Source organism: uncultured Kordia sp. (assembly GCF_947489565.1).
Taxonomy (GTDB): domain Bacteria; phylum Bacteroidota; class Bacteroidia; order Flavobacteriales; family Flavobacteriaceae; genus Kordia.
In genome coordinates this window covers 134,651-159,437 of record NZ_CANLEA010000013.1, presented here as the reverse complement: position 1 = coordinate 159,437, position 24,787 = coordinate 134,651, and the positions used below count along the sequence as shown (strand labels likewise).

General features: G+C 31.2%; 23 protein-coding genes. 5 read left to right on the top strand and 18 right to left on the bottom strand.

What is annotated here, in order from left to right; all coding sequences use genetic code 11:
* Positions 1-62 precede the first annotated feature (62 nt).
* Genes Q0845_RS18105 through Q0845_RS18095 form a run of 3 tightly spaced genes read right to left on the bottom strand, consistent with a single transcriptional unit; the run spans position 63 to position 5,019 of the window.
* Entirely contained in the window at positions 63-1,448 is a 1,386-nt protein-coding gene (locus Q0845_RS18105; protein ID WP_298516228.1) for a hypothetical protein, read from the bottom strand.
* Between the two features lie 3 nt (positions 1,449-1,451).
* The gene (locus Q0845_RS18100) at positions 1,452-3,800 is read right to left on the bottom strand and encodes an ATP-binding protein (protein WP_298516226.1); all 2,349 of its coding nucleotides are present in this window, start codon (positions 3,798-3,800) and stop codon (positions 1,452-1,454) included.
* Complete coding sequence (locus Q0845_RS18095; protein WP_298516224.1) at positions 3,790-5,019, bottom strand: DNA cytosine methyltransferase; 1,230 nt, start codon at positions 5,017-5,019, stop codon at positions 3,790-3,792. Before Q0845_RS18095 ends, Q0845_RS18100 begins: the two co-directional genes overlap by 11 nt.
* A gap of 308 nt (positions 5,020-5,327) precedes the next feature.
* On the opposite strand from Q0845_RS18095, the gene Q0845_RS18090 reads away from it, so the two are divergent.
* Positions 5,328-5,888: a DUF4494 domain-containing protein gene (locus Q0845_RS18090; protein WP_298516222.1), complete on the top strand. Its 561-nt coding sequence runs from the start codon at positions 5,328-5,330 to the stop codon at positions 5,886-5,888.
* A 62-nt stretch (positions 5,889-5,950) separates the two neighbouring features.
* Here the strand turns inward: Q0845_RS18090 and Q0845_RS18085 are convergent, their stop codons facing one another.
* The 3 genes from Q0845_RS18085 to Q0845_RS18075 are packed head-to-tail and all read right to left on the bottom strand — an operon-like array spanning position 5,951 to position 8,656.
* The gene (locus tag Q0845_RS18085) at positions 5,951-6,844 is read right to left on the bottom strand and encodes a hypothetical protein (RefSeq protein WP_298516220.1); all 894 of its coding nucleotides are present in this window, start codon (positions 6,842-6,844) and stop codon (positions 5,951-5,953) included.
* 28 nt (positions 6,845-6,872) lie between these two features.
* On the bottom strand, positions 6,873-7,760 hold the full coding sequence (locus Q0845_RS18080; protein WP_298516218.1) for a hypothetical protein: 888 nt from the start codon (positions 7,758-7,760) through the stop codon (positions 6,873-6,875).
* Positions 7,757-8,656, bottom strand: coding sequence for a DUF5050 domain-containing protein (locus Q0845_RS18075; protein WP_298516216.1), 900 nt, complete (start codon positions 8,654-8,656; stop codon positions 7,757-7,759). Before Q0845_RS18075 ends, Q0845_RS18080 begins: the two co-directional genes overlap by 4 nt.
* Before the next feature lie 209 nt (positions 8,657-8,865).
* Here Q0845_RS18075 and Q0845_RS18070 point away from each other — a divergent pair, with 209 nt between their 5' ends.
* Both Q0845_RS18070 and Q0845_RS18065 read left to right on the top strand, forming a co-directional pair.
* Positions 8,866-9,942: a sensor histidine kinase gene (locus Q0845_RS18070; RefSeq protein ID WP_298516214.1), complete on the top strand. Its 1,077-nt coding sequence runs from the start codon at positions 8,866-8,868 to the stop codon at positions 9,940-9,942.
* 1 nt (position 9,943) lies between these two features.
* Complete coding sequence (locus Q0845_RS18065) at positions 9,944-10,654, top strand: LytTR family DNA-binding domain-containing protein (protein WP_298516212.1); 711 nt, start codon at positions 9,944-9,946, stop codon at positions 10,652-10,654.
* Positions 10,655-10,672: 18 nt separating this feature from the next.
* On the opposite strand, the gene Q0845_RS18060 is transcribed toward Q0845_RS18065, so the two are convergent.
* The 4 genes from Q0845_RS18060 to Q0845_RS18045 form a co-directional block, all read right to left on the bottom strand.
* On the bottom strand, positions 10,673-13,075 hold the full coding sequence (locus tag Q0845_RS18060; protein WP_298516210.1) for a hypothetical protein: 2,403 nt from the start codon (positions 13,073-13,075) through the stop codon (positions 10,673-10,675).
* Positions 13,076-13,079: 4 nt separating this feature from the next.
* A complete protein-coding gene (locus Q0845_RS18055; RefSeq protein ID WP_298516208.1) occupies positions 13,080-13,838 on the bottom strand; it encodes a hypothetical protein in 759 nt (252 codons plus the stop codon).
* A gap of 326 nt (positions 13,839-14,164) precedes the next feature.
* Complete coding sequence (locus Q0845_RS18050; RefSeq protein ID WP_298516206.1) at positions 14,165-14,542, bottom strand: aegerolysin family protein; 378 nt, start codon at positions 14,540-14,542, stop codon at positions 14,165-14,167.
* 18 nt (positions 14,543-14,560) lie between these two features.
* Positions 14,561-15,673, bottom strand: coding sequence for an MAC/perforin domain-containing protein (locus Q0845_RS18045; RefSeq protein WP_298516204.1), 1,113 nt, complete (start codon positions 15,671-15,673; stop codon positions 14,561-14,563).
* A 405-nt stretch (positions 15,674-16,078) separates the two neighbouring features.
* On the opposite strand from Q0845_RS18045, the gene Q0845_RS18040 reads away from it, so the two are divergent.
* Entirely contained in the window at positions 16,079-16,366 is a 288-nt protein-coding gene (locus tag Q0845_RS18040) for a hypothetical protein (RefSeq protein WP_298516202.1), read from the top strand.
* Between the two features lie 22 nt (positions 16,367-16,388).
* On the opposite strand, the gene Q0845_RS18035 is transcribed toward Q0845_RS18040, so the two are convergent.
* From Q0845_RS18035 to Q0845_RS18010, 6 genes are all read right to left on the bottom strand, one after another.
* The gene (locus Q0845_RS18035; RefSeq protein WP_298516200.1) at positions 16,389-17,276 is read right to left on the bottom strand and encodes an EamA family transporter; all 888 of its coding nucleotides are present in this window, start codon (positions 17,274-17,276) and stop codon (positions 16,389-16,391) included.
* A 122-nt stretch (positions 17,277-17,398) separates the two neighbouring features.
* Positions 17,399-18,415 carry a hypothetical protein gene (locus tag Q0845_RS18030; protein WP_298516198.1) on the bottom strand — a complete coding sequence of 339 codons (1,017 nt, stop codon included), beginning with the start codon at positions 18,413-18,415 and terminating at the stop codon, positions 17,399-17,401.
* A gap of 74 nt (positions 18,416-18,489) precedes the next feature.
* Positions 18,490-19,014 (bottom strand): hypothetical protein, encoded by a 525-nt coding sequence (locus Q0845_RS18025; protein ID WP_298516197.1) that lies wholly within the window; start codon positions 19,012-19,014, stop codon positions 18,490-18,492.
* A gap of 86 nt (positions 19,015-19,100) precedes the next feature.
* Positions 19,101-20,267, bottom strand: coding sequence for a MalY/PatB family protein (locus tag Q0845_RS18020; RefSeq protein WP_298516195.1), 1,167 nt, complete (start codon positions 20,265-20,267; stop codon positions 19,101-19,103).
* A gap of 46 nt (positions 20,268-20,313) precedes the next feature.
* Entirely contained in the window at positions 20,314-20,856 is a 543-nt protein-coding gene (locus Q0845_RS18015) for a sigma-70 family RNA polymerase sigma factor (RefSeq protein WP_298516193.1), read from the bottom strand.
* 132 nt (positions 20,857-20,988) lie between these two features.
* Entirely contained in the window at positions 20,989-21,138 is a 150-nt protein-coding gene (locus Q0845_RS18010; protein ID WP_298516190.1) for a hypothetical protein, read from the bottom strand.
* Positions 21,139-21,313: 175 nt separating this feature from the next.
* Between Q0845_RS18010 and Q0845_RS18005 the strand changes: the two genes are divergently transcribed.
* The gene (locus tag Q0845_RS18005) at positions 21,314-22,129 is read left to right on the top strand and encodes a hypothetical protein (protein ID WP_298516189.1); all 816 of its coding nucleotides are present in this window, start codon (positions 21,314-21,316) and stop codon (positions 22,127-22,129) included.
* Between the two features lie 14 nt (positions 22,130-22,143).
* Here the strand turns inward: Q0845_RS18005 and Q0845_RS18000 are convergent, their stop codons facing one another.
* Both Q0845_RS18000 and Q0845_RS17995 read right to left on the bottom strand, forming a co-directional pair.
* Entirely contained in the window at positions 22,144-23,298 is a 1,155-nt protein-coding gene (locus Q0845_RS18000; protein WP_298516187.1) for an endonuclease/exonuclease/phosphatase family protein, read from the bottom strand.
* A 230-nt stretch (positions 23,299-23,528) separates the two neighbouring features.
* The gene (locus Q0845_RS17995) at positions 23,529-24,707 is read right to left on the bottom strand and encodes a hypothetical protein (protein WP_298516185.1); all 1,179 of its coding nucleotides are present in this window, start codon (positions 24,705-24,707) and stop codon (positions 23,529-23,531) included.
* Positions 24,708-24,787: the final 80 nt, after the last annotated feature.

Sequence of the window (24,787 nt, the reverse complement as noted above, 5' to 3'; positions counted from 1 at the left end):
ATGTAATTAAATATAATTTTTATAACAAAAAGGCTTATTAGCAATTATTACTTTACAAAAAATCAGAAACTTGTTATACCTATTCGTGAAATATGATTTGCATATCTGTTACCAATCATGTCCATTATTTCTTTTTTAAATATAAATAATGGTTTGTTTAGGCATTTACTAATCTTAAATTCACTGATAATGTAGTTAAAATTTACAATTAAACTAACATCACTTCCATCAATACTAAAAATAGGAAAATCTTTATAATATAAAAATTCAGCCATTTTAGAATCATTGATTTCTTTAATTGCATAACTAGGTATCAGAACACCAAGTAAAAATTTTTGATTTCTTTTTTTATTTTGAGAATAATCACATGAAGCAGATATTTCTATTGCTATAAATTTAGAATTAGTTCTAATTTTATCTTTTAATCGATCTGACGTATCCTTTTTAAACGTTAAGAATTTAGTGTAATTTTTTTTCGTTTCTTCTTGTAGAATAGAAAAATATGGTGAAAGACTCATTAATATTTTTTGAATGTAGTTTATTTCAAAATTATATTCAAATACTGCTCCTCTTATATTACTTGTTACATCTGAAATGTTGTCAATATGGAATATTGAATTTAACACACCCTGTTTAAATTCTTTTGGATATTTTATTTTACCATCTTTTATAGAAGTTAAAAAATTATCCCATTTTTTTTGAGAAATAGAATCATTAGATATTTTAAAATTCATTATTGGCAATAAGGCTTCAGTAATAGCATAATCGACATTGTTTTTTGCATGTTCAACTCCCAAAGATTTAGCTGCAATAGAAGAAAAGATCATTTCAAAGTTTTCATCAAAATCATTATTTTCACCCCAAACATTTTGTAGGTCTGATGTTTTTTTTGGAATTATTTTGAATATCTCATTTACTGTTTCAATTGAAGCTTTACTACAACTATTCTCAAACTCAAATAAAAGTTTTATTGGTTTATCATTAAATAAAGCATCAAATTTTTCTATAAATTCATCTGTTGACTTCCCCATGAATTCAGCTTTATCAATTGAATCAATAAATATTGGAGAAGGTAAGTCAGGATACCTTTCCATAACGTAATTCTTAAAGTTAGGTATAACCTTTGTGTTTTTTGACCAAAATACAAGTGCATATGGACCATTATCTGAGTGAATACATTCTTGAATAGCAAAGGCTAAGTCATTGAATACAGCACTTAAAGATCTATCTTCTTTATAATCAAAAGTATCTTGATTCAAATCAAAAGATTTTCCAGATATTTTTATATCAAAAAAGGCTACCCTTACTCCTTTTAAAGGATCTGAATATCCTCCCTCATAAAGAATTGTACGACAACCAATGCCACTTTCTAAAAAAACTTTAGATAAGATAGATAATTCATCGTCTTCATCATCTACAATAATAATTTTATTACTAGTATCAAACATATATTATTTATTAGGAAAGACTAATGCTACACAAGCTCCATCATATACTTTTGGAATATTTAAGTCTAAAGAGTCTGGAAAAATTAGTTTACCACCAATCATATTCATTACTAAATCTGTGAAATACAAGCCAAGTCCCATACCACCTTCTCTTTTTGTTTTGAATGGTTGTGTTAAAAACTCTGGCTCAATTGAAAACCCATTGCCATTATCTGCAACTATTATCGCAGGACCATCAAAACTATTTAAATCTGAACCAATAAAGATACCAGGCTTGAATTCTTCTCCTTCTAAATCTCTTTTTGACGTTGTCCAGTATATTGAATTATCTATTAGGTTTGAAATTGCACTAATCAATAAACTTGTTGGAGCTTTAAAATTAAAATTTGGATTTTCTTCAGTAATTAGAGGAGAAGAAAAAATTGCATTATGATATCCAAATCTATTTTTATTAATATTTCTAGCTTTCTCTACAATAAATTTAGCACTTGTTTGCCTGTTCTTATTTTGACGTAAAATTGGAGATAAATTTTCAAGTATCTGGATAAGGTTATTAACTCTAATTTTAACATCTTCAATATCAATATCAGACTGTTTCAAATCATTATTAATATAATTCATTTCTCTTTCAACCTCATGGAAGGCTACACCTAAATTTAGTCCTGTCATACCAGAATTAACCATTATATCTCTCATTTCAGTATAGTCTTTGTCGACACGTTTTAAAAGAGGTGATAATTCTTTTTCTAAATCTTTTTCTTTAATTTTTGATTGTAATTCTTTAATTGTATCACCAAATCCAACTTTTTTAATTGGTTTTGTACTATCAATATACTCATCAATTTTTTCTTTATCAACTAGAGCTTCACTTTCAAAAAATCTAAAAACTTCTCTTATTAAAACTCTAAATTTTTTATAATAAATATTATCAATAAAACCTTCTCTATTTGTCTTTTCAATTAAACCATCTATACTTTCATCTAAATCCAATTCTACAGCTCCAATAGAAACTTTTTTTCCAAAATGATCTCCCATTCTTTGTATTTTATCTAAGTCTAAACCTAACCAATCGTCAAATGGTTCTCCATAATTATAAACTCTGATGTCATCTCTGTATACTTTAACACCACAATTATTTCTTATATAACTTTTTATGGCATTAATTTGCCCTCCAAACCTCATTTTTAGCAATGAACTATTCTGGTTATATACAAAAAATTTACCCTTAATTTTACCAATATTTGATAAGTCTTTATTTCTCAAATATTTATTATAAGTATCTGAACCTTCAATTTCTTCAAAAATTTTACCAATATGAAAGTTATTTTCGATGAATTTTGAGTCATTCTGGGGTATTCTATTTGGTCGTAGTTTAGTTTGAACAGGTGGGTTGAAAAAATAAGACCATTTAATAACCGCAAAATCATTATCTAAATAACTATTAGTATTATCGTCTAAATGTTTGCTTATTTCAAATTCAAATTGATAAAGACTATCATCTAAATTATCTTCCGCAGAAGTCACTTCATCAATCCATTGTTGATGAAAATCATTACACTCAATTAACACTTCGAAATCAGGGAATTCTGCAAATGGATTTTTAATGTTTTCAATTTTTCTTGCTAAATCTTTTAGTGATTTTTTTGTCCAGCTTTTTGAAGTTAATTCTGATAATATTATTCGAGTACCATGTCCTTTCTCGAAAAGGGAACCATTTATTTTATTAATTTCAACTTCTAATTCTTGTATATAATCTTTTGATTCGATTAACTTTTGCCAATCGATTGTTAGTTTATGAGAGTGTTTTTCACCAACATACTGTGTTTCTAAAGATGCAATTTTTGCCAATTTATGAACAGCTAACCTACCTACGCCTTTATTACCAAATGAAACTCTTTCAAAAACATCACTAACTTTTCTATTTCTACCTCTTTTAAAATCAGTTCCAATAGTTAGCCAAATATTTTTAATTTTATCATAATTCATTCCTTGACCATCATCTTCAATTATGATTTTTTGATTGTTTGTATTTAAATCTATAAAACTAATCTTAACTTTTTCAGCATCTGCATCATACGAATTTTTAACCAATTCGAAAATTGCTAAACTATCACTTCCAATTAATTCATCTCCAAGTAAACTTAAAATATGGCTCTTTGCTTTAAAAGAAGTTGTTTTTAATTTCCTATTAACCTCTTTTAAAAGATTAATCCTATCAATTTGACCATTGAAATCTGGATGTTGCAAAACAAAGTCTAATTCAGATTCTATATTTTGAGCATTAATTTCATCATTTGGCAGAAGACTCAATATTGTTTTAACAGCCCTATTTTCTATATTTTTAAATGCCATTATATTTTTTTCTTATTTTATTAGCTATCTCTTTAGCCATCAACGGAGGAACTGCATTTCCTATTTGTCTAAAAGCGGCACTTCTTCCTCCTTCAAAGAAAAAATCATCTGGAAATGATTGTATTCTTGCTGCTTCTCTTACGGAAAGTGAACGTACTTGTTTCATATCTGGATAAATATAATGATGTCCATCTTTTGCGATATGTGCTACCATCGTATGCGAATATCCTTTTGGGTCAACAACTTTATATCTATCTACAAATGACTTTTGGTTTTTGTGCGTTTTTAAATTCTCAGGCAAATCAGGATATTTCAAACGTTCTTCATATTTCAACCATTTTTTAATTGCAATTTTATAAATAGCCAAATCTCTTTCATTATGAGGTCTTGCAATATGCTGTGTTACAAAGTCTACTCCATTTCTAAGTTCAAACTTTTCTAAATACTCAGTACTATCTGTTTTATACTTAGTCAAGTTATTTTGTTCTCCGGGCTTGAGTCTTTTTAAATCTGTAAGAATATCATTAACTTTAAATTGATGTTCAATTTTATCAAAAATTGGATAACTAAAATCAATATCTTTTCGCCAACCAATTAATATTATACGTTTCCGTTTTTGTAAAACTCCAAAATCATTCGAATGTTGAACATCATAATCTAAGTGATATCCTATTCTTTTAAAATAGGCTCTCATATTTTTAAAATAACGACCTTCATCTGCTGTAATTAAACCCAATACATTTTCAAAAACAAAAGCTTTTGGTCTATATTGTTTTAAAAACTTAGCATATTCTTTGTATAGAAAATTTCTTGGATCATCTTTCATTCCCTTTGCATCTCGAGACCTTCCAACTAAGGAATAAGCTTGACATGGTGGTCCACCAATAATTAAATCAACTTCTCTATTTCCTACTAATTGATCTATTTTATCAAAGATAATTTTATTGTTTTTCCCTCCAATTCCTATATTTAAAACGGAATCTGATAAAAATTCATCACCAAATTTTGAAATAAACACATCACGCTCAACATTTTCATTCAAATAATCATAGTAATGATCTAATTTATTTTCATTTTTAAGTTTATGGTAAACAAGTCTGGTTTCTAAAGTATTACAAGCATGAGAATCTATTTCCACATGTGCAATTGGATTAAATCCAGCCTTAATGAATCCCTCAGAGAGTCCACCAGCGCCAGAGAATAAATCTATAAAATTCATCAGTTTTTCACTTTCGTATAATTAAGTAAATTAAACAAATTTTGAGAGTTAATCAAAGAAAATTCTGTATTACTACATTTAAAAGCAATATTTTCAAAGAACTTTCAATTCAAAACAAACCTAAAATTTTAGAATGAAAAGATTTTACGGAAAACCACATTTATACATGAAATCATAAAAAAACATCATAACTCCTTCATTCTAAAACCACTATACTTTTTCCCTGAAAATTGTGAATATCTATTCTTATTTTTTAGGTTTTGAGCTGAAAGGAAATTCTATATTTGATGCCCTAAAAATATAAAGATATGAGTGCAACTTGGTACGAATGCAAGATAAAATATAGAAAGTTAGAAGAAGAAACTGGCGAGTATAAACTAAAAACAGAACCTTTTTTAGTAGATGCGATTTCTTATACGGAAGCAGAAAGTAGAATTACACAAGAAATGGCTGCGTATTTGAGAGAAGGCGAAGAGATTAAGATTACAAATATTAAAGTCGCAAATTATGCTGAAATCCATCCGTTTGAGAACTCTGATCGATGGTTTAAATGCAAAGTATCTATGATTGCTTTTGACGAAGAAAGCGGTAAAGAACGTAAAACGAATCAGTATTTGTTAATTCAAGGAAATGATGTCAAAGAAGCCTATGAAAATACAATGACCGCAATGAAAGATACGATGGCAGAATATACGATTCCTGCAGTTTCTGAATCTCCAATTATGGACGTATTCCCGTATTTTTCAGGTGAAGAAAGTGAATTGAAAAAGTTAGAAAATTTTATGGCTTTGAAAGATGCTGTTCCTGCTAAGAATGATATCAACGAAGAAGCAGCGTTGGCTGATAGTTTTGCTACAGAAACAGAATAATATTTATAAAAAAGGAAACTATGTTTTTATAAGTATAGTTTCCTTTTTTATCACACCTACTTTTATTCTTTAGGTCTTAGCGTTTCAATAATTTGAGCATCTACCCAAAAAATGTCTATATTATCATAATTGCTTGGAGTTGTATTTCTATTGAAAAAAAGATATTTTCCATCTGGAGTTACGCTTGCTCCTGCTTCCCAACCATCTGTATTGATTGTATTTCCAAAATTAATAGCTTCTCCCCACGAACCATCTTGCTGTCGGAAACTGATATAAATATCGGAGCTTCCAAATCCGCCATCTCTTCGTCCATCCCAAATCAAATACGATTCATCTGGAGCAATAAAAGGATGCGCATTCATTCTTCCCGTATTAATTTCTTTACCAAATGACTTTGGTTTTTCACGTTTTCCATCTATATATCGAGAATACCGAATGATACCATCTCCATCAGGCATGCCTACTTCATCAAAAACATAGGTTCCTTTTGCCGAAGCAGTAAGTCGCATAATCTGTATGTCAAGAAAAGAGGAATCTAGCTTTTTTAGTGCTGACCAATCTCCCGTTTCGGTTCGTTCTTTATACCTTCTGCCTAAATGCATTGTATTCCCATCAGGAGAAATAAAAGGTTGTCCTACTCTAGGCGAAATAACGGTTTCCTGCCATTCTTTATTATTATATTGGAATACGACAAATTCCATTTTTTTCTGGTTCACTTCGTCCTTAACTTCTCTAATGAAATAAAACTCTTTTAGATCTGGTGTAAACGTGCCGCCATATTCCCAAGCATTTGTAGTCACAATTCCAGGCGCAAAAGGTTCAGGCGTAAGACTCGGTGGTTTTTGCCCTAAATAAGGATTTGCTATCGCGGCTGCTTTATTTTCTTTTGTAGTTGTACAAGCTTCTAGATATAGGATTCCTATAGAAACTACTAATAGAAAGAACATTTTTCTCATGATATGTAAGATTTGAATGGGAAAAGCTTTATTGTTTTGATCTTAGGTTTTCTATGACTTGTGCATCGACCCAAAAAATATTGGCGTGACTTTTGGCAAAGCTTTCGCTACTTATGTATACTGTATGATAGAAGAAATATTTTCCGTCTGGAGTAACACTTCCAAAAGCATCTTCAAATTCGGTATTGATCTCTGGTCCCATATTGATAGCGCTTCCCCATGAACCATCTTTTTGACGAAAACTAATGTATAAGTCCGAATTGCCATATCCGCCTTCTCGTTCACTGTCCCAAATAATATAACTTTCATCGGGCGCAATAAAAGGATGTCCTGTCCATTTCCCTGTATTGATTACTTCGCTGAATGCTTTGGGCGTTTCATGTTTTCCATTGATCAATCGGGAATACCTAATTGTGCCAATTGTATCGCGTTCGTCAAAAACATAAGTCTCTGTGTTAGATGCCGTAAGTCGCATGATTGGATACTTTTTGAATTGTGAACCCAAACTTTTCTGTGCAGACCATCCAGATTCTGTTCGTTTCTTATATTCATTTCCTAAATACATCGTATTACCATCTGTAGAAATAGAAACTTCGCCTGTTCGTGGTTCTTCAGCAATCGTTTGCCATTCTTTATTTTTATATTGAATGATATGTGTTTTTGGCACTTCTCCTTGTACTTGTCTGGTAAAGTAGAATTCCTTCATATTTGGCGCAAAAACACCTTCGATTTCCAAATGTTTTCCTGTAGAAACAATATCTGGCGCAAAGAGTTTCGGTTGTAATCCTGGCGGTTTTTGACCTAGATACGGATTTTCTATACTTGTTGAATCATCAGTATTTGACTGCTTTTTAGTATGACAAGCACTTAAAATTATGGTTGTAATTAGTAAGAAGATAAAAGACGTGTTTTTCATTGTTTATATATTTTTAGCCAAGCTTGTCCGCCAGCATTACTTATAAATTTTTTCACGGAAGAACCGTTGGAATTCATGATGTAAATATGACTCTTTCCTTCTTTGTCCTGCGATGTATACATTATTTGAGAACCATCTGGCGACCACGTTGGTGTAGAATCACGAGTGTTGTTATACGTCAATCGCTTTTGATTAGAGCCATCGATATGCATTGTATAAATTTCATGATTTCCATCTCTATTCGACATAAAAACGATATGCTCGCCATCTAAAGAAACTTCTGGATGCCAATCTTCTGTAGTATTGTTGGTAAGTTTGGTGATATTGCTTCCGTCTATATTTGATATGCAAATTTCGCTCGTATTAGTTTTAGAATGAAAAACAATCCTTCCGTCTGGAGTAAAGCACGCTCCTCCTCCATTGAGTGATTTTATTTGCGTTTGATTGCTACCATCGGAATTCATAATCCAAATTTCTTCTTGCCAAACTCCATCTGTATCGTTATAAGCTCTGCCAAATACAATTTTTTCTCCATCTGGAGACCACGCAGGTGCACTATCCCATTTATTTTTTGCATGCGTTAATCGTTTTCTGTTGGTTCCATTGTTGTTCATCGTGTGAATGGACCAAGTTTTCCTTCCATCATGATAGGCATAAGCAGCAATATGTTTTCCATCTGGAGACCAAGCCGCATATCCGTCATTTTCTGGATGATCCGTAATCTTTATTTTCGACGTGCCTTCTTCATTTGTAACATAAATATCACCATTTCCAGCTTCTTTTGATGAATATGCAATCGTATAGTTTATAGCTGTTTCTTTTTGATCGTCTTGACTGTACATATGTTGGGTAAAGAAGAACGTTAGCACAACATACATCGCTTTTATATACTTCATATTTTGGTATTTAATATCCTTTACACAAACCTATGGATTCGCTTCAAAGAGAAATTGCAAAATAGACCAATGCTAATTTCTAACAGATATAAACCTGTTAGCTACAGAAGCTTTTTTTTATCCGCAAGAAGTACAATTTGGGCAATCGATGATGAAGATTCGTCTTTTTTAAAGCATCGCTGTATTCATATTTTATATATTTATATCGTATGATCAAAAGAAAAAATTTCATCGATTGGATTCTTCAGCATAGAGTCGCTTCACACATACTTTTCTGGTTTGTGATGTTTATCAGTTTACCGATTTTAGCAGCCTTAAATGATGGAAGTGTCAAAAAAACGTTGATCAGTTCTTTTGCGTATTTACCAGGACAATTAGCAGCCAGTTATTTTTTAGTTTATTATCAAGTTCCTAAGCTTTTATTTAAAAAGAAATATCTCAAGTTTGGACTTTCCTTTTTGATATCAGCCTATGTATTTTTAGTACTTACCAAGCTTTTTAGTATGAATTTGACGGAAATTTTTGTTCCTAAATATTACCATTACAAAAGTTTGGCAGACATCATAACAGATCCTTTTCATTTGGCAGTCGTATATTTTCCGCCAGTATATGTGTTTGTATTTTTATTATTTATGATTAAAGCATTCAAAGATCGTTTTGAGGAACGTCATCAATTAGAAGTATTACAGAAAGAAAAAGTAAATACTGAACTTAAGTTTTTAAAAGCACAGATAAATCCGCATTTTTTGTTTAACACCTTAAATAATCTGTATTCGTTAACATTAGAAGCTTCTGATAAAGCGCCTGAAGTTGTTTTAAAACTGTCAGATATGTTAGATTATATGCTGTATCAGTGTAAAGATCCTAAAGTAGAATTGAAAAAAGAAATTACCTTTATACAGGATTATATTGATTTGGAATCGTTACGTTATGGTAATAAGTTGACATTGGATTTTAAGTATCATCTTCATGATGCTAAAGTAATGATTGCTCCTTTGATTTTGATCTCATTTGTAGAGAATGCTTTTAAACATGGTGCGAGTAATAATTTGAACAATTCCATAATTAAAATTGACTTAACGACCAATGAGGAGCGACTTTGTTTTAAGGTTTTTAATACGCTTCCGCCAAGCACACAAGGTGATAACGAAAATGAACCGCATTCTGGAATTGGTTTTTCTAATTCGAAAAGACAGTTAGAATTAAATTATAAAAACAGTTATGATCTGAAAAGCACGAAAACTGATACTGATTTTCAGATCGTATTAAATATCAATTTAAAGTAATATGAGTATAAAATGTATGGTTGTTGATGATGAACCGCTGGCTATTAAAGTGCTGGAGAATCATATTATGAAAGTACCCGATCTTGAACTTGTAGCAACATTTGACAACTCAATTTCCGCTGGACATTTCCTTGAAAATTCTAGTGTGGATCTTTTATTCTTAGACATTCAAATGCCGGTCGTTACTGGAATTGAGTTTATAAAAAACACAGCGATTCAACCAAAAGTAATATTGACCACAGCTTACAGAGAATATGCGTTGGAAGGCTATGAATTGGACATTATTGATTATTTGTTGAAGCCTATATCTTTTATCCGATTTTATAAATCGATCAACAAATACAAAGCATTACAGACGGTTTCTCAACAAAACGCTGGCTTACCATCAGAAACATCAGAAACCGTAGATTATATCTTTGTGAATTCAAACAAAAGAATGATTAGAATAGCGTTTGCGGACATGCTGTTTATTGACAGTATTAAAGATTATGTCAGAATTCATACGGAAAATGACACAATTATTACAAAAGATAAAATAAGTTCTTTTGTTCAAAAGTTACCGTCCATTTTTTTGAGAGTGCATCGTTCGTACATTATTAATTCACAAAAAATAACTTCATTAACATCTAAAGATGTCGTATTAATTGGTGGTATGGAAATTCCGATTGGTGCTTCCTATAAGGAAAACATTGAGTTCCTTAAGAATCGATAGGGCTTTCGGAAGTTATTGTCATTTCTTGGTCACTTTTGCAATTCCTATAACAAACATCGTAAGAAATATGGTACTGATAATTTTGTGCCAAAGGTTAAATGTTTCTGTACTTACAAATAATATATCTTTTCCATTCGGAGAAAAGTTAGTTTCAGAAAAGCTAACAGGCATCATATTATTAAATGTATAAATGTTTGGGCTGAATTCTATTTCATAAGAGGTATCATTAGCCGTAAATCCACCTTGTGTATGAGCATGATTATTATAGATACTTCCAGAAATAAAAATTAAGATTAATACAAAAAAGGATTTCCACGCAGGAATACCAATTTTAGAAAGCGCAATTAAAATAAAAAACAATGCATATTCTAAAGGATTTTTATACGTTTTTAATCTTCCTCTAATTATGACTTCTTTTGCTTTACTATCATCTCCAGAATTATTAATTGCTTTGGCTAATTGCTCATAAGGTTGTCTGTAATTTGAATCCTCACGATTGAATTCGAACCATTTTAATGAAGATAACACATCTTTATTCTTTTTATTCCAATGAATAGATTCATATTGAAAACCCGTTAAATACCATTTAGTATCTGCATATCTACCACGAACTGGATTTACAAAAAGTTGTGTAGTGTTTGCCATGTGTAAATCAACTTCACCAATAGTTCTAAAATAATAGTCTTTATTTTTTATTGTTAAATCATTCAAAAATAGGGTTCCATCAACTTTTAAATATCTTAAGTTGATGGCTTTCATATTGTTTTCATCATTAATTGGACAATAAAACAATGATCCTGCAAAATCAACTTGTCCAGATATTTGTGTACTTGACATTGTCACTTCGCCTACAAATAGGTTTTGAGCCTCATGGTCATAATCTACATCATTTTCTTTTAAAGCTTTAGGAAGTCCTACATTCATGATGTCATCGTGTACTAGTTCCTCGATTTCCTTTACTAATTTTAGTGCTTCTATTTCTTGTGGATTGATTAAATATGATGCGAGCCCTTTTGATTCCTGAGAAGTCTGACTTTTTCCTGTAAAATCTTCTCCTTTATAAATTTTAGAAACTTCTTCTAAAGAAGCTATGATAGCATCATAGTTGTATTGGTTTTGTTCTTTTGCTTTTACGGTCTCTTTTTTATTAATAAAATTAATTGATTTATTAATAATTGCATTGCTCAAATCTAGTGCGATACCATATTTTTTGGCACTATTATAATTTACCAATTTTGACCTATTCACAAAAACACTTGAGATTTCTGATTCACTTATATCAATTTCGCCTAAATTAATCAAGTTTTTACTAAAGCTTAGATCAGAAATTTTTGCTCCTCGTAAAGACATTGTATGATCAATATTAGATTGTGGATCAATGGCAGTTGGAGCTATTAAAATGGACTCCGTAAATGTAATTGCTTTGTGTATGCTAATATGATCAAGACTTATGACTCCAATGTTAAAACAGTCTGTTCTAAAATTAAAATAATCGGCTTCCAAACCTTGACCTTCAATGGTAACAATATCATCCTCTTCAGTCATTTTTTCTAAATCACAAATAAATTTGGAGTTATGAAAATATACATTGTTAAAACGTCCATATAAAAGACTAATAGTAGCTTTTAAACATATAATATCATGTACTGAGAAAATTTTGCATTTACTAAATGATAATGTTAAGTTATGACTCAATATTATTTCATAAACTTTGAAAATTCCAGCAACCTCAATATGAGGAAGATAAATAGTTCCGTGTATATTTGATTCTTTATTGTTAAGTCCGTAGTTATAAAAGTTTTGAGAATCGGAAATATGAAGGTTTCCAGTTATTTTAGTCAAACAGCCATAAATACTAGATTTTATAGTAAGATTGCTGTAAAAAAAGTCTTCTTTATCACTTCCAACTCCAATAACACAAGAATCTATGGTCATGCTTTTTAATGTTGCATTACTGATATCAATACCTCCATGAAAATAACAGTTATTAAAAGATAAATCGACTGTAATAACTCTATTAGACACATCTAATGCAAAATCACGACGAATAACTTTTGAAATATCTTTTAAATCATAATCATTTTTTAAATAATGGAAGTGGTTGACCATACTTATGATATGGGCATTACTAATAGTAAGTTTGCCAATTTTAAACTTATCTAGATAATTTTCGGGCAGTCTCAAAAACCAGTTTAAAATTTCTGATCTTATGATGTTGTCAGTATTGTGATTACAAATTACGATTCCTGTTGAAACCCCATTTTTTAGCAATAAACATTCTGCATTGGTCAATTCAAGTTCTTGAATATGTTTTTCACCTAATTGCAATTCATTATGTTCAAGTTTTCTAGCTAATTTTTCGCTAGAATGACTCTTAAAAAACGAGATTTCATCTAAAAAATTAATAAATGTGTTTTTCATCTTTTCATACGGAATAAAATTCAACTACTAACTTTTCATTTTTCAAGGATACAACCCCATCTTTTCTGTTAATCGTAGCATCAGCTTTAAATAAAGAACCTTTAAAAACCATATATAAATTTTCAATCGCTATTTCATCTTGTTCATAATTAGTTAAACCCTTACATTTTATTTTAAAATCATTCTGATCTTTATTCTTACTATAATCTTCTAATTGTTTCTCTTCCTTCTTTACATCTCTCTTGATATCTAGATTCCCTTTTTTAATAGAAATTTCCATAAGAGGAATGACTTCTTCTGGACTATTTAAAACGTAAAATTTACCATGTCTGCCAGCAACATTATAAAAGAAAAACCGTAGGTATATCATAATGTCATTTTCATCTCTCAGTATTGGAATATGTATCTTTGAAGCACCATAAATAGGCTTGTTTGTATCGTCTAATACATAACTTACTTGATTCATGAGATACTCTTTATAATTATTAGGCAAAAGCACTAATTTGAGTTGGTTTTCATCAGAAATCCTATATAATTTTAAGTGTTGGTAACAGCTTACTTTTGTAGATCTTTCAATTTTTAAATTTTTGAGTATTACTTTTCTTTTCTTTTTATCCCAACTAGTAGTACCTATCCCAAAAAATAAATCCTCACTGACACCAAAACCATTATTTAAAATAATTACTTGTTCAGAACTTAAGGAAATTTCGTTTTTTTCTAAAACAAGTTCTTCCCAATCGTACCATGTATCAATAGTGTTCATAATCATAGGTTTTGTCAAAAGAGTTAAACAATTAATAATCACACTAATTTAAACTATTCATTATTTAAAATACTACGGGAATCCATATTTCCCTAGTTTTTAATTATTTAATTCGCAATCATTACTTATTTGTTAGGGTAAATGTCTTTTGAGTTGTTATATATGTAATTAAGTTGATTTTTTGACTTAGTTAGTTGAATATCGCCCAAGCCTTCTAACGAAGGCTTTTTTTATTTTTCAATAGTATTTACTGCTGAATCAATCCTAACCATAAAAAAGCAGGAACTTGTCTTAATTCCTGCTCATTCCATCGTTAATTTTAAATGCTACAATAAAGGTATATCATCATAGATAATAACTTCAACGACTTTACGTAATACATCATCGCCTCTCCAAGATGTTTGTTCTAATTTGATATCACCAAAAGCTTGTACATCTAGTTTATCATCTCCAAATCCCCAAGGAATATCCCATTTAAAAGTAATAGATGCTGTACCATCTTCACTCGTATAGGTTAATGTTCCTTCAGTTCCTGCTGCTGCATCTCTATCACCTCTTGCGTAAAATACAGTGGATGTAGCTGTTCTTTTTTTAATGGTGTTTTTTCTATAAACACCTCCGTATTCCATTTTTTCTTCTCCTGGAAGAAAATTCATTGATGTGTGATTTTTTACTGCGATTGTAAAGTTTTGTGCTTCTGCCATTTTAATTTGATTTTAAGATTAAATAATATTTTGATATTCGTTTTTAAATGCTGTTTCCCATTCGTCTATTAATACGGATGCTCTGGAATTTTCTCCTATTGCTTCCAATAAATCTGATGAAGGATTCGCAAGTTCTTTTGGAGTAATCTCTTTTATTTTTCCAATTTCATCAACTAGCTTTTCAATGTATTTGCGATTCACTTTTTTTAAGTATTTGCCTTTCGTATCTGCAATATGATTGTATGAAGAAATTTTTGTGCGTGCTCTTTCAAGGTCTCTATACTCTAAACATATATTTTCAATTAAGCCATAATCAAAAGTAGAAATCAATGGTTTTGCTTTGTCGTTCAAAACAGCTTGTACTTCTTCCAATAATGTGTATGGATAACATATCGTTAGTATTCTTGTCTCACTGGTTTCTGCGTTTTCAGAGAATTCACCAAACTTTTCACTTACTTCTTCTATGCTACTGATATTCATAGTTCCCGTAATGCCCGTTGCTGTGAATTGTCCTCTAATTTCAGTTTTATTGTAGACTTCTTCTAGTTCTAGACTATGACTCGCTTTTCCTGAAACAGATTTTTTTGCTTTATTAAATCCAGCTTTCAACTTTGATTTGATTTTCAATATATCTGTAGAAGAATCAAATTTAAAAGCGATGTATGAGTCAAAAGTGGCTCCCATAATATATCCGCCAATAAAATGTGTGCCATAGGTTTCAACAAATCGATCGATATTAGTTTGCAATAAATTCAGTGCTTCGGTAGATAATTTAAGTTTCGTTGCATCAAAAATTTCTTCTCCTGAGGGCATGTCTCCAATACTTGTTGCAATGACTATTCGCTCTGTAATTGATTGATTTAGCATTAATTTGAATCCAGCGGAAACTTTCATTGAATATTTGGAAGCTTTGATATCTAAACTTGCTTCTTGTACTGATTTGTATTCAGATTCAGATTCGACTAATTCATGAAGCTGCTGTAATTCTCCCGGACTCATCCGTTTGAGAAGTTCAAATGTATCTACTTCTATTGCAAATCTTCCTTTGGGTTGCCCTGTGAGTAAATTGATTCCTTCACCATTCAAATGCTCTCTTTGGTATGGAATTTTAAATGTTTGTAATTCAGCCATATTTGGTTAGTTTTTAATTATTTATAACGATTTAATTAAACTCTAAATGAGAATTCTCAGAATTAATATGTGACAAATATTGCTGTTGTGAAATGCAATTAGAAAAAAAATGATTGGGCAGCCTTTTTTCTTTAGTGAATGGAATTATTTATTTAGTAAAGTGTTTTATACTAGATTATTACAACTTATTTTGCAAGAGATATTTTAAAGTGAAAGCAAGTGTATATTTAGATGTTAACTAAACAATCTAAAAATAAAGAGTTTGATTGAAGACATTAGAAAGTGAATAAAACTTGAAAATGAGTAGTCTAATGGATAGCTTTATGTAGCATGCTAATTATACCTATGGTTAGGTATAATTTATTTGTAATTTGTATCTTACTTTTATTTAAAAATCAGCACATCATGAAAACTATACCTAACGCACTACTTACAGGAATTATTTTTGCTTTTGTTGTTTCTGTTATTATTTATACAGCACTTGCAGGAATGTATGCTTGGGATTGGGCAATTGATATATCTCGATCGTTTGGTTTACTCATTATACGAGCCATTGTGGTTATATTTCTGACCATACCAAGTTTATTTATGATTCCTTTTCAAGATGGTATTGAAATCATTTCTGTGATTAAAATTCCGGCGCTTATAGCTTTTGGTATTGGTTTTTTATATGGTCTCTCAATAAAAAAGTGAAAACACTAAAATTTGTTTTCGATTACTTTTTTGACGTAATAAAATACACGCCAACCAACAAAATACTTGCTGCAATCAATGATTGTGTGGTTAATGCTTCATCCAAAATCCACCAACCAAGAAATAAAGCTACCACTGGATTTACATAGGATGAAGTAGCTACTTTTTCCGTAGAAACTTGTTTTAAAAGGTAATTAAACGCAGTAAATGCTACTAAACTCCCTAAAATGATGAGTAAGAACATAGACCATTGTACTTCGGAACTCCATGCGAACGGCGATGTCCATTGTTCTCCTAAAGAAAAACTCACGATGGTTAGCATGAAAAATGCTATTCCCATCTGATATCCAGTACTTACCAAATGGTTTTTAGGTAAATCTGCTTTGGAAACAAATACACTAGCATAACTCCAACCAATAACACATAAGAAAATAAGTAGAATTCCTTTCAGTGTATCTTCATCGGTAACCAATTCTTGTTGACTGACCAATAAGTACATTCCTAAGATTCCAAAAACAACTCCGATAATCGATTTGAGTTTCATCTTTTTATTATCAATCAAACGCATCAATAATAATACAAATAATGGTTGTGTAGATGCCAATAATGCAGCAAAACCACTGTCTACATATTTCAATGCCCAAACAAAAAGTCCGTTTCCAGAAACCATAAATAGAAACGCTACAAATATTGAATTTTTGAGTTGTCTTTTGGTGATTCCTATTTTTTTACCAGAAATCAAAGCAATCGCAAATATTAAGACACTTGCGCACAAAAAACGGACAGAAGCTAGGAAAAATGCTGGTAATTCCGTCACAGCAATTTTATTCCATAAATACGTGCTTCCCCAAATGATGTAAATGGCAAAAAATGCCAAAATGATGAGTACTTTTGATGAGATTGGTTTCATGTACAATTTCTAAAAGGCAAAAGTACAATCTTGTTTTCATTTCTTAGAGATTATTTTTCCCCACTTCTCTTCTATTTTGATTTTATCACAAATCCATTTGAATTGTATTAATATTTAAAAAATTAACTTTTTACGCCAATCACAATGCGTTCTATAATCTTCTTTGCTGTAGTTAAGGAACTTACATCTGAATATATGATTCCATTTTGTCCAGAATGGTGTCCATGACCTATTAAATCCATTAAATAGTAGCTTTTTTCATCATTCATATCAATACGTGCTTCAAATATAATTGATGGTTGTCCCAATTGTCCTGTACCATTGTGAAACGTTTCATCATCCGGAAAGTCGTATGCCGAATAGGATTCATTATCGTCAAAAGCGACATTGATTTCTATTTTTAAAATAAATTCTGAACGCTCTTTTGTAGAAGTAATGAGTTGAAAATTATCTGTAAAAGTTTCCCCACTTATTGCGTCTGGCAATGGATTATTGCTCGGTGGCACATACAATCCATCTGCATATTTTACATTTCGTTTGTGTGACCAAACAGGCAAGGCATTTACACGTCTGTAATCGCCCGAAGCATCTTTCTTTTCGTCAAAATCTTTAAAATTATCCTTACTTCGTCCACCAAAAAACAATCCTTTTGCCGTTGCTTTTGAGACAAACAAGGTTTCTACATAGTTGCCATTTTTATCTTCAATCCAAATGGCCATTTGTGGATGCCAATAGTGCTCAGAACGTAATACATCAATAGAAAGTTTTAAATCATGTATAGTATTCATTTCTAACACTTCATACATAGAACGATTCAATTCCTTCTTGGTAGTCGCTTTTTGTGTTGCTCCATAATCCATTAATATGTTGAACGGAACAATTTGATAATACACAGCAAGAAAAAAGGCGAATCCTATACAGACAATGAAGACTAAAATTTTACTTTTTAAATATATTTTTAAGGATCTAAAATTATTTTTTAAATGCCATAGAATTCCTATTGAAAATAAAATTCCAAAAACGGTATGCAAAGTTGCGGTACTTCTAGAATATACCTGAAAGTATGAGAGTATGCCTGTGATTAATAGTATTACAAAGCTAAATCCTATGGAAAGACTTACTATTTTTCGAAAGTTCATATGGAAATGATGAATTGTAAATTGAGTACGAAAAAAAGACTTCTCGTACTCAATGAATTATGTAGGGAAATGAATTATAAGAATTTTGTAAGTGTCGATACACGTTTTTGTAGATACTGAACTTGTTTTGCTTTGCTTTCAGGAATTGTCAAAACAGTTGGTTCAAAACTTGTTTTAAGCGCAAATTCTTTTTCCATCAGCTGTAATTCTCTGATAAGAATTGCTAAGCTTTCTGCATCCGAATTGCCAACAATATCATGAATATCATACGAACGTGCTGCAAATTTTGGTGTTGTCGATTGCTCCATTTTTGCTTTAAGTGCTATCATATTGCTACGTAAATTTGAAATTACTTTGGCTTCTCCGAATTTGGTTTTTGCACCACGACAACTGGAAGGCAAACAACCAGAAGTTGCTTCTGCGCTTACATTTTTGGTATCACAAGACGCTTTTTCACCATCTTTATGTGCTGTTGTACACGCAGTTTTGTCTTTTTTGTCATTTCCACAACATGAAGTTTGCGCAATGGCCGTTGTACTAAATATTAATCCTAGAATTAATACGAAAGCGCTTGCGAGTGATTTCTTTTTAAAGTTCATTTTTGTCAGGTTTTAATATTAAACATTTGTTTCTACCTGATAAGACGAAGATTCAAAAAAATGATGCAGTTTTTTAGTTTTTATGTTTAATCTATCACCGTTTTAAGTTGCTGAAAAGCATCTTTTATGACAGACAATGGCGAAGCAATGTTCATGCGCATATACTGTGAATGATTTGCATCAAACCAAGAACCTGGCGTAAAAGCTAGTTTTGCTTTGTGAAAAAACAACTCTTTGAGCGCTTCTTCCGAAAGATTCAATCCACTTACATCCAACCATATTTGATAGGTTCCTTCTGGAGTAAACAACTGTATTTGTGGAAGTTCTGTTTGCAGAAAATCGTGAATCCAATCAATGGTCTTTTGTAAATACACTAGCAATTCATCCAACCATTCTTGTCCATTGGTATACGCAGCAATAGTTGCATAAGCAGACAATGCATTTCCATGATCGAGATATAAAGAAGTGACTGCTTTTTTGATTTTCTGATGGACTTCTTCGTTTTTAATGTACAAATATCCATTAGCAATACCTTGCATTCCAAATGTTTTTGCTGGTGAACCAATGATGGTAATATGCTTTGCTTGATCTAAGGAAGCAATGCTTGTAAATGTAGCAGCATCAAACACAATATCTGCATGTATTTCATCACTAATGATTGTTACATTGTATTCATTGGCCAAAGCAACAAGTTTTTGCAATTCTTCTTTGCTCCAAACACGTCCAACTGGATTGTGCGGATTGCAAAGCAATATGATTTTTACATGTTCAGATTTTATTTTTTCTTCTACATCTTTGAAATCCATTTGGTACTTTCCATTGACAATTTTTAATGGATTGTTCACTACCTTTCGGTTAGAGGTTTTTATGATATTAGCAAACTGATGATATACAGGTGTTTGAATCATAATTCCATCACCTTCATTGGTTAACTCTCTAATAAGTACCGCAATTCCTGTAAGTACGCCCGTTACTTGAATGAATGCTTTTTTATCTAGTTGCAATGCATGCCTTTTTAAAAACCAATCGGAAATTGCAGCAAAGACTTTATGTGTAGGAAATTCGTATGCATATATTTCTCGATCTACTATTTTTTGCAATGCTTCCGTAATTGCTGGTGCTACTTTAAAATCCATATCTGCGATCCAGAAAGGAGTTACATCAGCAGTGCCAAACATAGCTTTTAAAAATCCTGCATTGTATTTTATAAAATTGTGCTCGTAATTATTGTGAAGTGTGTCAAATGAACTCATATATTTTTTTACTTAGGTAGACGCATTTTGTTATGAATGATGCAATTTATGAACATGAAGTTTTCTTTTCGCAAGCTGATTTTGAATGATAACCTAAAATACTTCCTTTTCCGCCTTGCAATATCGTACAACAGCCTTCAAGTAAAGCTTTGAGCTTTTTACGACCTCGTTGTACTTTGGAACGTACTGTAACGTAATTCATATCCAATTGTGTGGCAATTTCTTTTTGTGGAATTTCTTTTATTTCAGATAAGATCATGAGTTCTCTATATTCCTCTGGCAATTGATTGATAAAGGAATGCACACACTTTCCTAATTCTATTGTAGCATCTTCTGTAGGTTCATCATCTAAAAAAACATCTTCTTCTATGCTATTGGTTTGTAATTGCTTTTTGCGATAGTAATCGGTTATCGTATTCTTTGCAATGGTATAAATCCAACTTTTTAAGTTGTCGACACCATTATTATTTGATTTCGATAGTTTTAAAAATACGTCTTGCGTTAAATCTTCTGCATCTTCGATATTACGAACATGCTTTTTAACATACCCTAACAGCGGATTATATAGTTGAGCGACTTGACTTTGCATTTTTTTATAAAATTGATAGCGAATTGATTTCTATGCTATACAAAGATAGCTATAGATTTTGTATAGTTTGTAAAGCACGAAAAGCTTCTCAAAAATGAGAAGCTTGTATTGTATATTTTGGAAGCTCTTTTGCTAGCAGCATGCACTGATTTCTAAGGTTTCTTCCTGTCCTTGTGTTGATCCGCAGCAGGAATTTTCTACAGGAGTTGTTTCTTTAGGAACTGATCCACAGCATCCAATATTTTCATGTGTCGTTTCTATAAAAATTCTTCTAGTTTTCATACATATTAATTTTAGCGTTATTGTATATTGTATTTGGTATTTACACTTCTTAAGACGCATGACTTAAAAAATGATGCAGTTATTTTATTTTTCATGTAAAGTTTTTTCAAAAAGTAACGACCAATAAACGCAACCATTTGTATTATTTCACATCTATCTTATAAAAAACATTGCTATGAAAAAGATTTTCCTCCTCTCAATAGTTACTTCTATCTTATTTAGTTGTGCTACAGATGATCTAGATCAGCAAATTTTACCCGTCATTGTTTTTAATGGAAATATTATTTTAAAAACACAGGCAGATGTTGATGCTGTTGGAGCGCAAGGCTATAATGTGATTAATGGTTATTTGAATATTGGCGATCGTTCTACAGAAACAAATGTGCCTGAACCTTCTGATATTACAGATTTGTCACCTTTGAGTTCTATAACTAGTGTCGTAAGACAAGTTGAAATACAAAGTAATCCGATGTTGACTTCTTTAGACGGTTTGTCAAACTTAGCAGTTGCTTCAGGATTGATTATTAACGATAATGAAAATTTAACTTCGTTAGATGGATTGACAAATTTGAAAAGAATTGAATCCAATCAAATTTTAACGGGACAATCTATTTTTAGCGGCGGCGTCATTTCTTTATTAGATAATCCGGCTTTGACTTCTATAGAAGCGTTAAATTCGATCACACCACAAGTAATCAGTCGTGTTTCCATCAAAAATACAGGATTGGCTTCGCTTCAAGGTTTAGAGAACATTTCAAGCGTTGCGACTTTATTGGTCATTGACAATGATAATTTAGCTTCATTAGCTGCTTTACAAGGTTTATCGACCATTGGAAATACTGTCTTTATTTTTAGAAATGATATTTTGACCGATTATTGCATCTTACAAACACCTTTACAAAATAATTCTCAGTTGATGATTTATAATGTTTCTGAAAATCAATTCAATCCGACACAACAGAATATTATTGATGGAGATTGTAGTGAATAATTGATGTAGCAATTTTAAAACTTTTTTAGCGTATTGTGTAAAAAAGGAACACTACTATTTGTTTTTATTTCTAACCAAACAGGCAAATGATCGCTCATTTGATCACGTTTCCAATAGCGATTAAAGTAAGATGTAAATTTTGCATGACTTGTTAGTGTGCTTGGTTTTTTCTTGTGTTTCAACATTAATGTGTGATATTTTTCGATTTCTGCAGGTTCATTTTTATACACATAATCAAAAAGGTGAAATACATCTCCTACTTGATTTCCTTCTGCATTCGTGCCAATCTTAAAGTAGTCTTCTACATTTAGAAAAATACGATCGTAAATTTCACTTTGACTTGTATTGGTAAACTTTCCTTTCAATCCGTCGCTTTCAACGAAACCTATATCTTCAATCAATTCTACAATATCGTCATCGTCTTGATAAAGATTTGTATCACCAAGAATAATCATGTTGCGATCTTCAAAAGACATTTTACGTAGTTTCTTTTTCATGATTTCCATCAATAACCTCACTTCTTCTTTTCGAATCTCTTTATCTGTTGGACCATCTCCATTGGTTCCTTCTCCTGGATGCAAATGCAGACTTACTATTGAAAATTTCTGCCAACCACTTTCAAATCCTGTAAACGTTGGTGTACGTTTTAATTGGCGAATGATAGGATTGTCGTTCATCATTTCCGGAGAAATCACCAATTCACCAGACAAACCAGAATGTGTAACGCGCCTAGAATCGTACATAAAACCAAATCGTTCACTATTTCCCGAATTCCCTTCCGTAACATCACTCAAGGTATGTTTCCAATGACTTCCCAATAATTTGAGGACTTTTTTAAAATCAGAGATATTTGTGTTTACTTCTTGTAATGATACAATATCAAAAGCATTGATAATTTCAGCGATATAATACAATGATTCCGCTGTTCTGTGTTTTATCTTTCCAAAATTCTTAATATTCCACGAGCAGAGTAATAAATTGTCATCTACTTTTTTAGCAGGCACTTTTTCGACCAAAGCTTCTTTTAATCGAATGAGATTTTCAACAGTTCGTTTTTTATCTTCATCTGTCATCAAACGTTTGAAGTTATTTTTCCTCGAATCAAGCATGATTAAGGAATAACGATCGTTTTCTAAGTCTATATCCGGACGTATGTCATTATACCACATTGCTAAAAGTTTTGATTTATAAAAAATTACCTACATAAGTTAGTGTTTTTTTTGATGTCTGCATTGCGGATAACCGTAAATATTTAAATACTAACCATTTACGAAAGTATTTTACAAACTAAAAATCAAACCGTTTATTCACTTTAAAAGCTATTCCACAGTTTTTCTGTTGAAGTTTTGTGTGAAATTGCCTAAAATGACAAAACAATTCTAATGTTGTGGTTTTCGTTTTATTTAATGCGGACTAATTGAGATTTATCTGTTGTAGTTTTATAATTAAGACGTACGTTTCCATTAATGCGAATGCGCCATTCATGAGTGCTATAAGTTCCTTGTACATAAGCTTCTCCTGGAGAAAGCGTTTTATATAGTATCTCTTTCCCATTATTAAGCCAATAAATGATAGCTTTAGACTTCGTTTGATTTAAAAAGGTAATATCAACATTTTTAAGAGCTGTACTTGGTGTTGGCGTTATTTTTTTAGTTGTTAAAGGTCCTAAATTTAGTTTTGCCCATTTACCATTTGCATTCCAAGATTCAGAAATAGATGCAGAAGTTCCCGATGAAGTATGATCAAATTCAAGTTTCAATATATGTTTTCCACCTAATTCAAAACGAAATCGAACACGATTGTCATTCATCATTTTTGCACCTTTATAAACTGGCGGATATGAATATCCATGCTTTTTAAAAAATCCAACTACCGTAGTACCGCGCCTATCTATAGTAAAGTTATATTCTCGCCCTTTGTGAATATATTTCCATGAGCCCGGAATGTTTACAAGGATATAATTAGACATTCCTTTTTTCTCAAAACATTGTTTAAATTGGCTTTTAAGTCGTGCAATTCTATCTTTTACTAAATCTCCAATGGTAGGATTCGTTACTTTTTTTGGAAAATTTACACTATACGCTTTATCAGTAGGAACAGCTACTTTACTTCTTATATGTTTTCTTAGTTTTACAATCGCTCTTTTTACAGTATTGCAATCATTCGGTTTTATAGATTTATACTGCGCGTAAATATTTTGAACTTCATTATATAAAGCCAAGGATTTAGGGCTTGTATTGTTCGTTTGAAAGCACTTTTTAAATTGACTTTTAATTCTTGCAATTCTATCTTTGGCTAAATCTCCAATAGTAGGATTCGTTACTTTTTTTGGAAAATTTACACTATACGCTTTGGCAGCAGGAACTGCTGCTCTATAACCTGTATACCTTTGTAATTCTGTTACTATTTTTTTTGCAGCACTACAGTTATTAGATCCCACAGAGGAATATTTTGTGTAAATATTTTGAACTGAATTGTATAGTTGATTGCCATTTTGTGCATTTACATCTATAGAAAACATAAAAAGAATAGCAAATAGCGTACAGAAATTTTTGTACTTTAAAATAAAAGTCATCATTCGAGAAAGTTTTAATTAATACGGGATATACAGTTGATCTTGCTCTAATTTTCATAAGAGACACCTATCAAATATAGCTA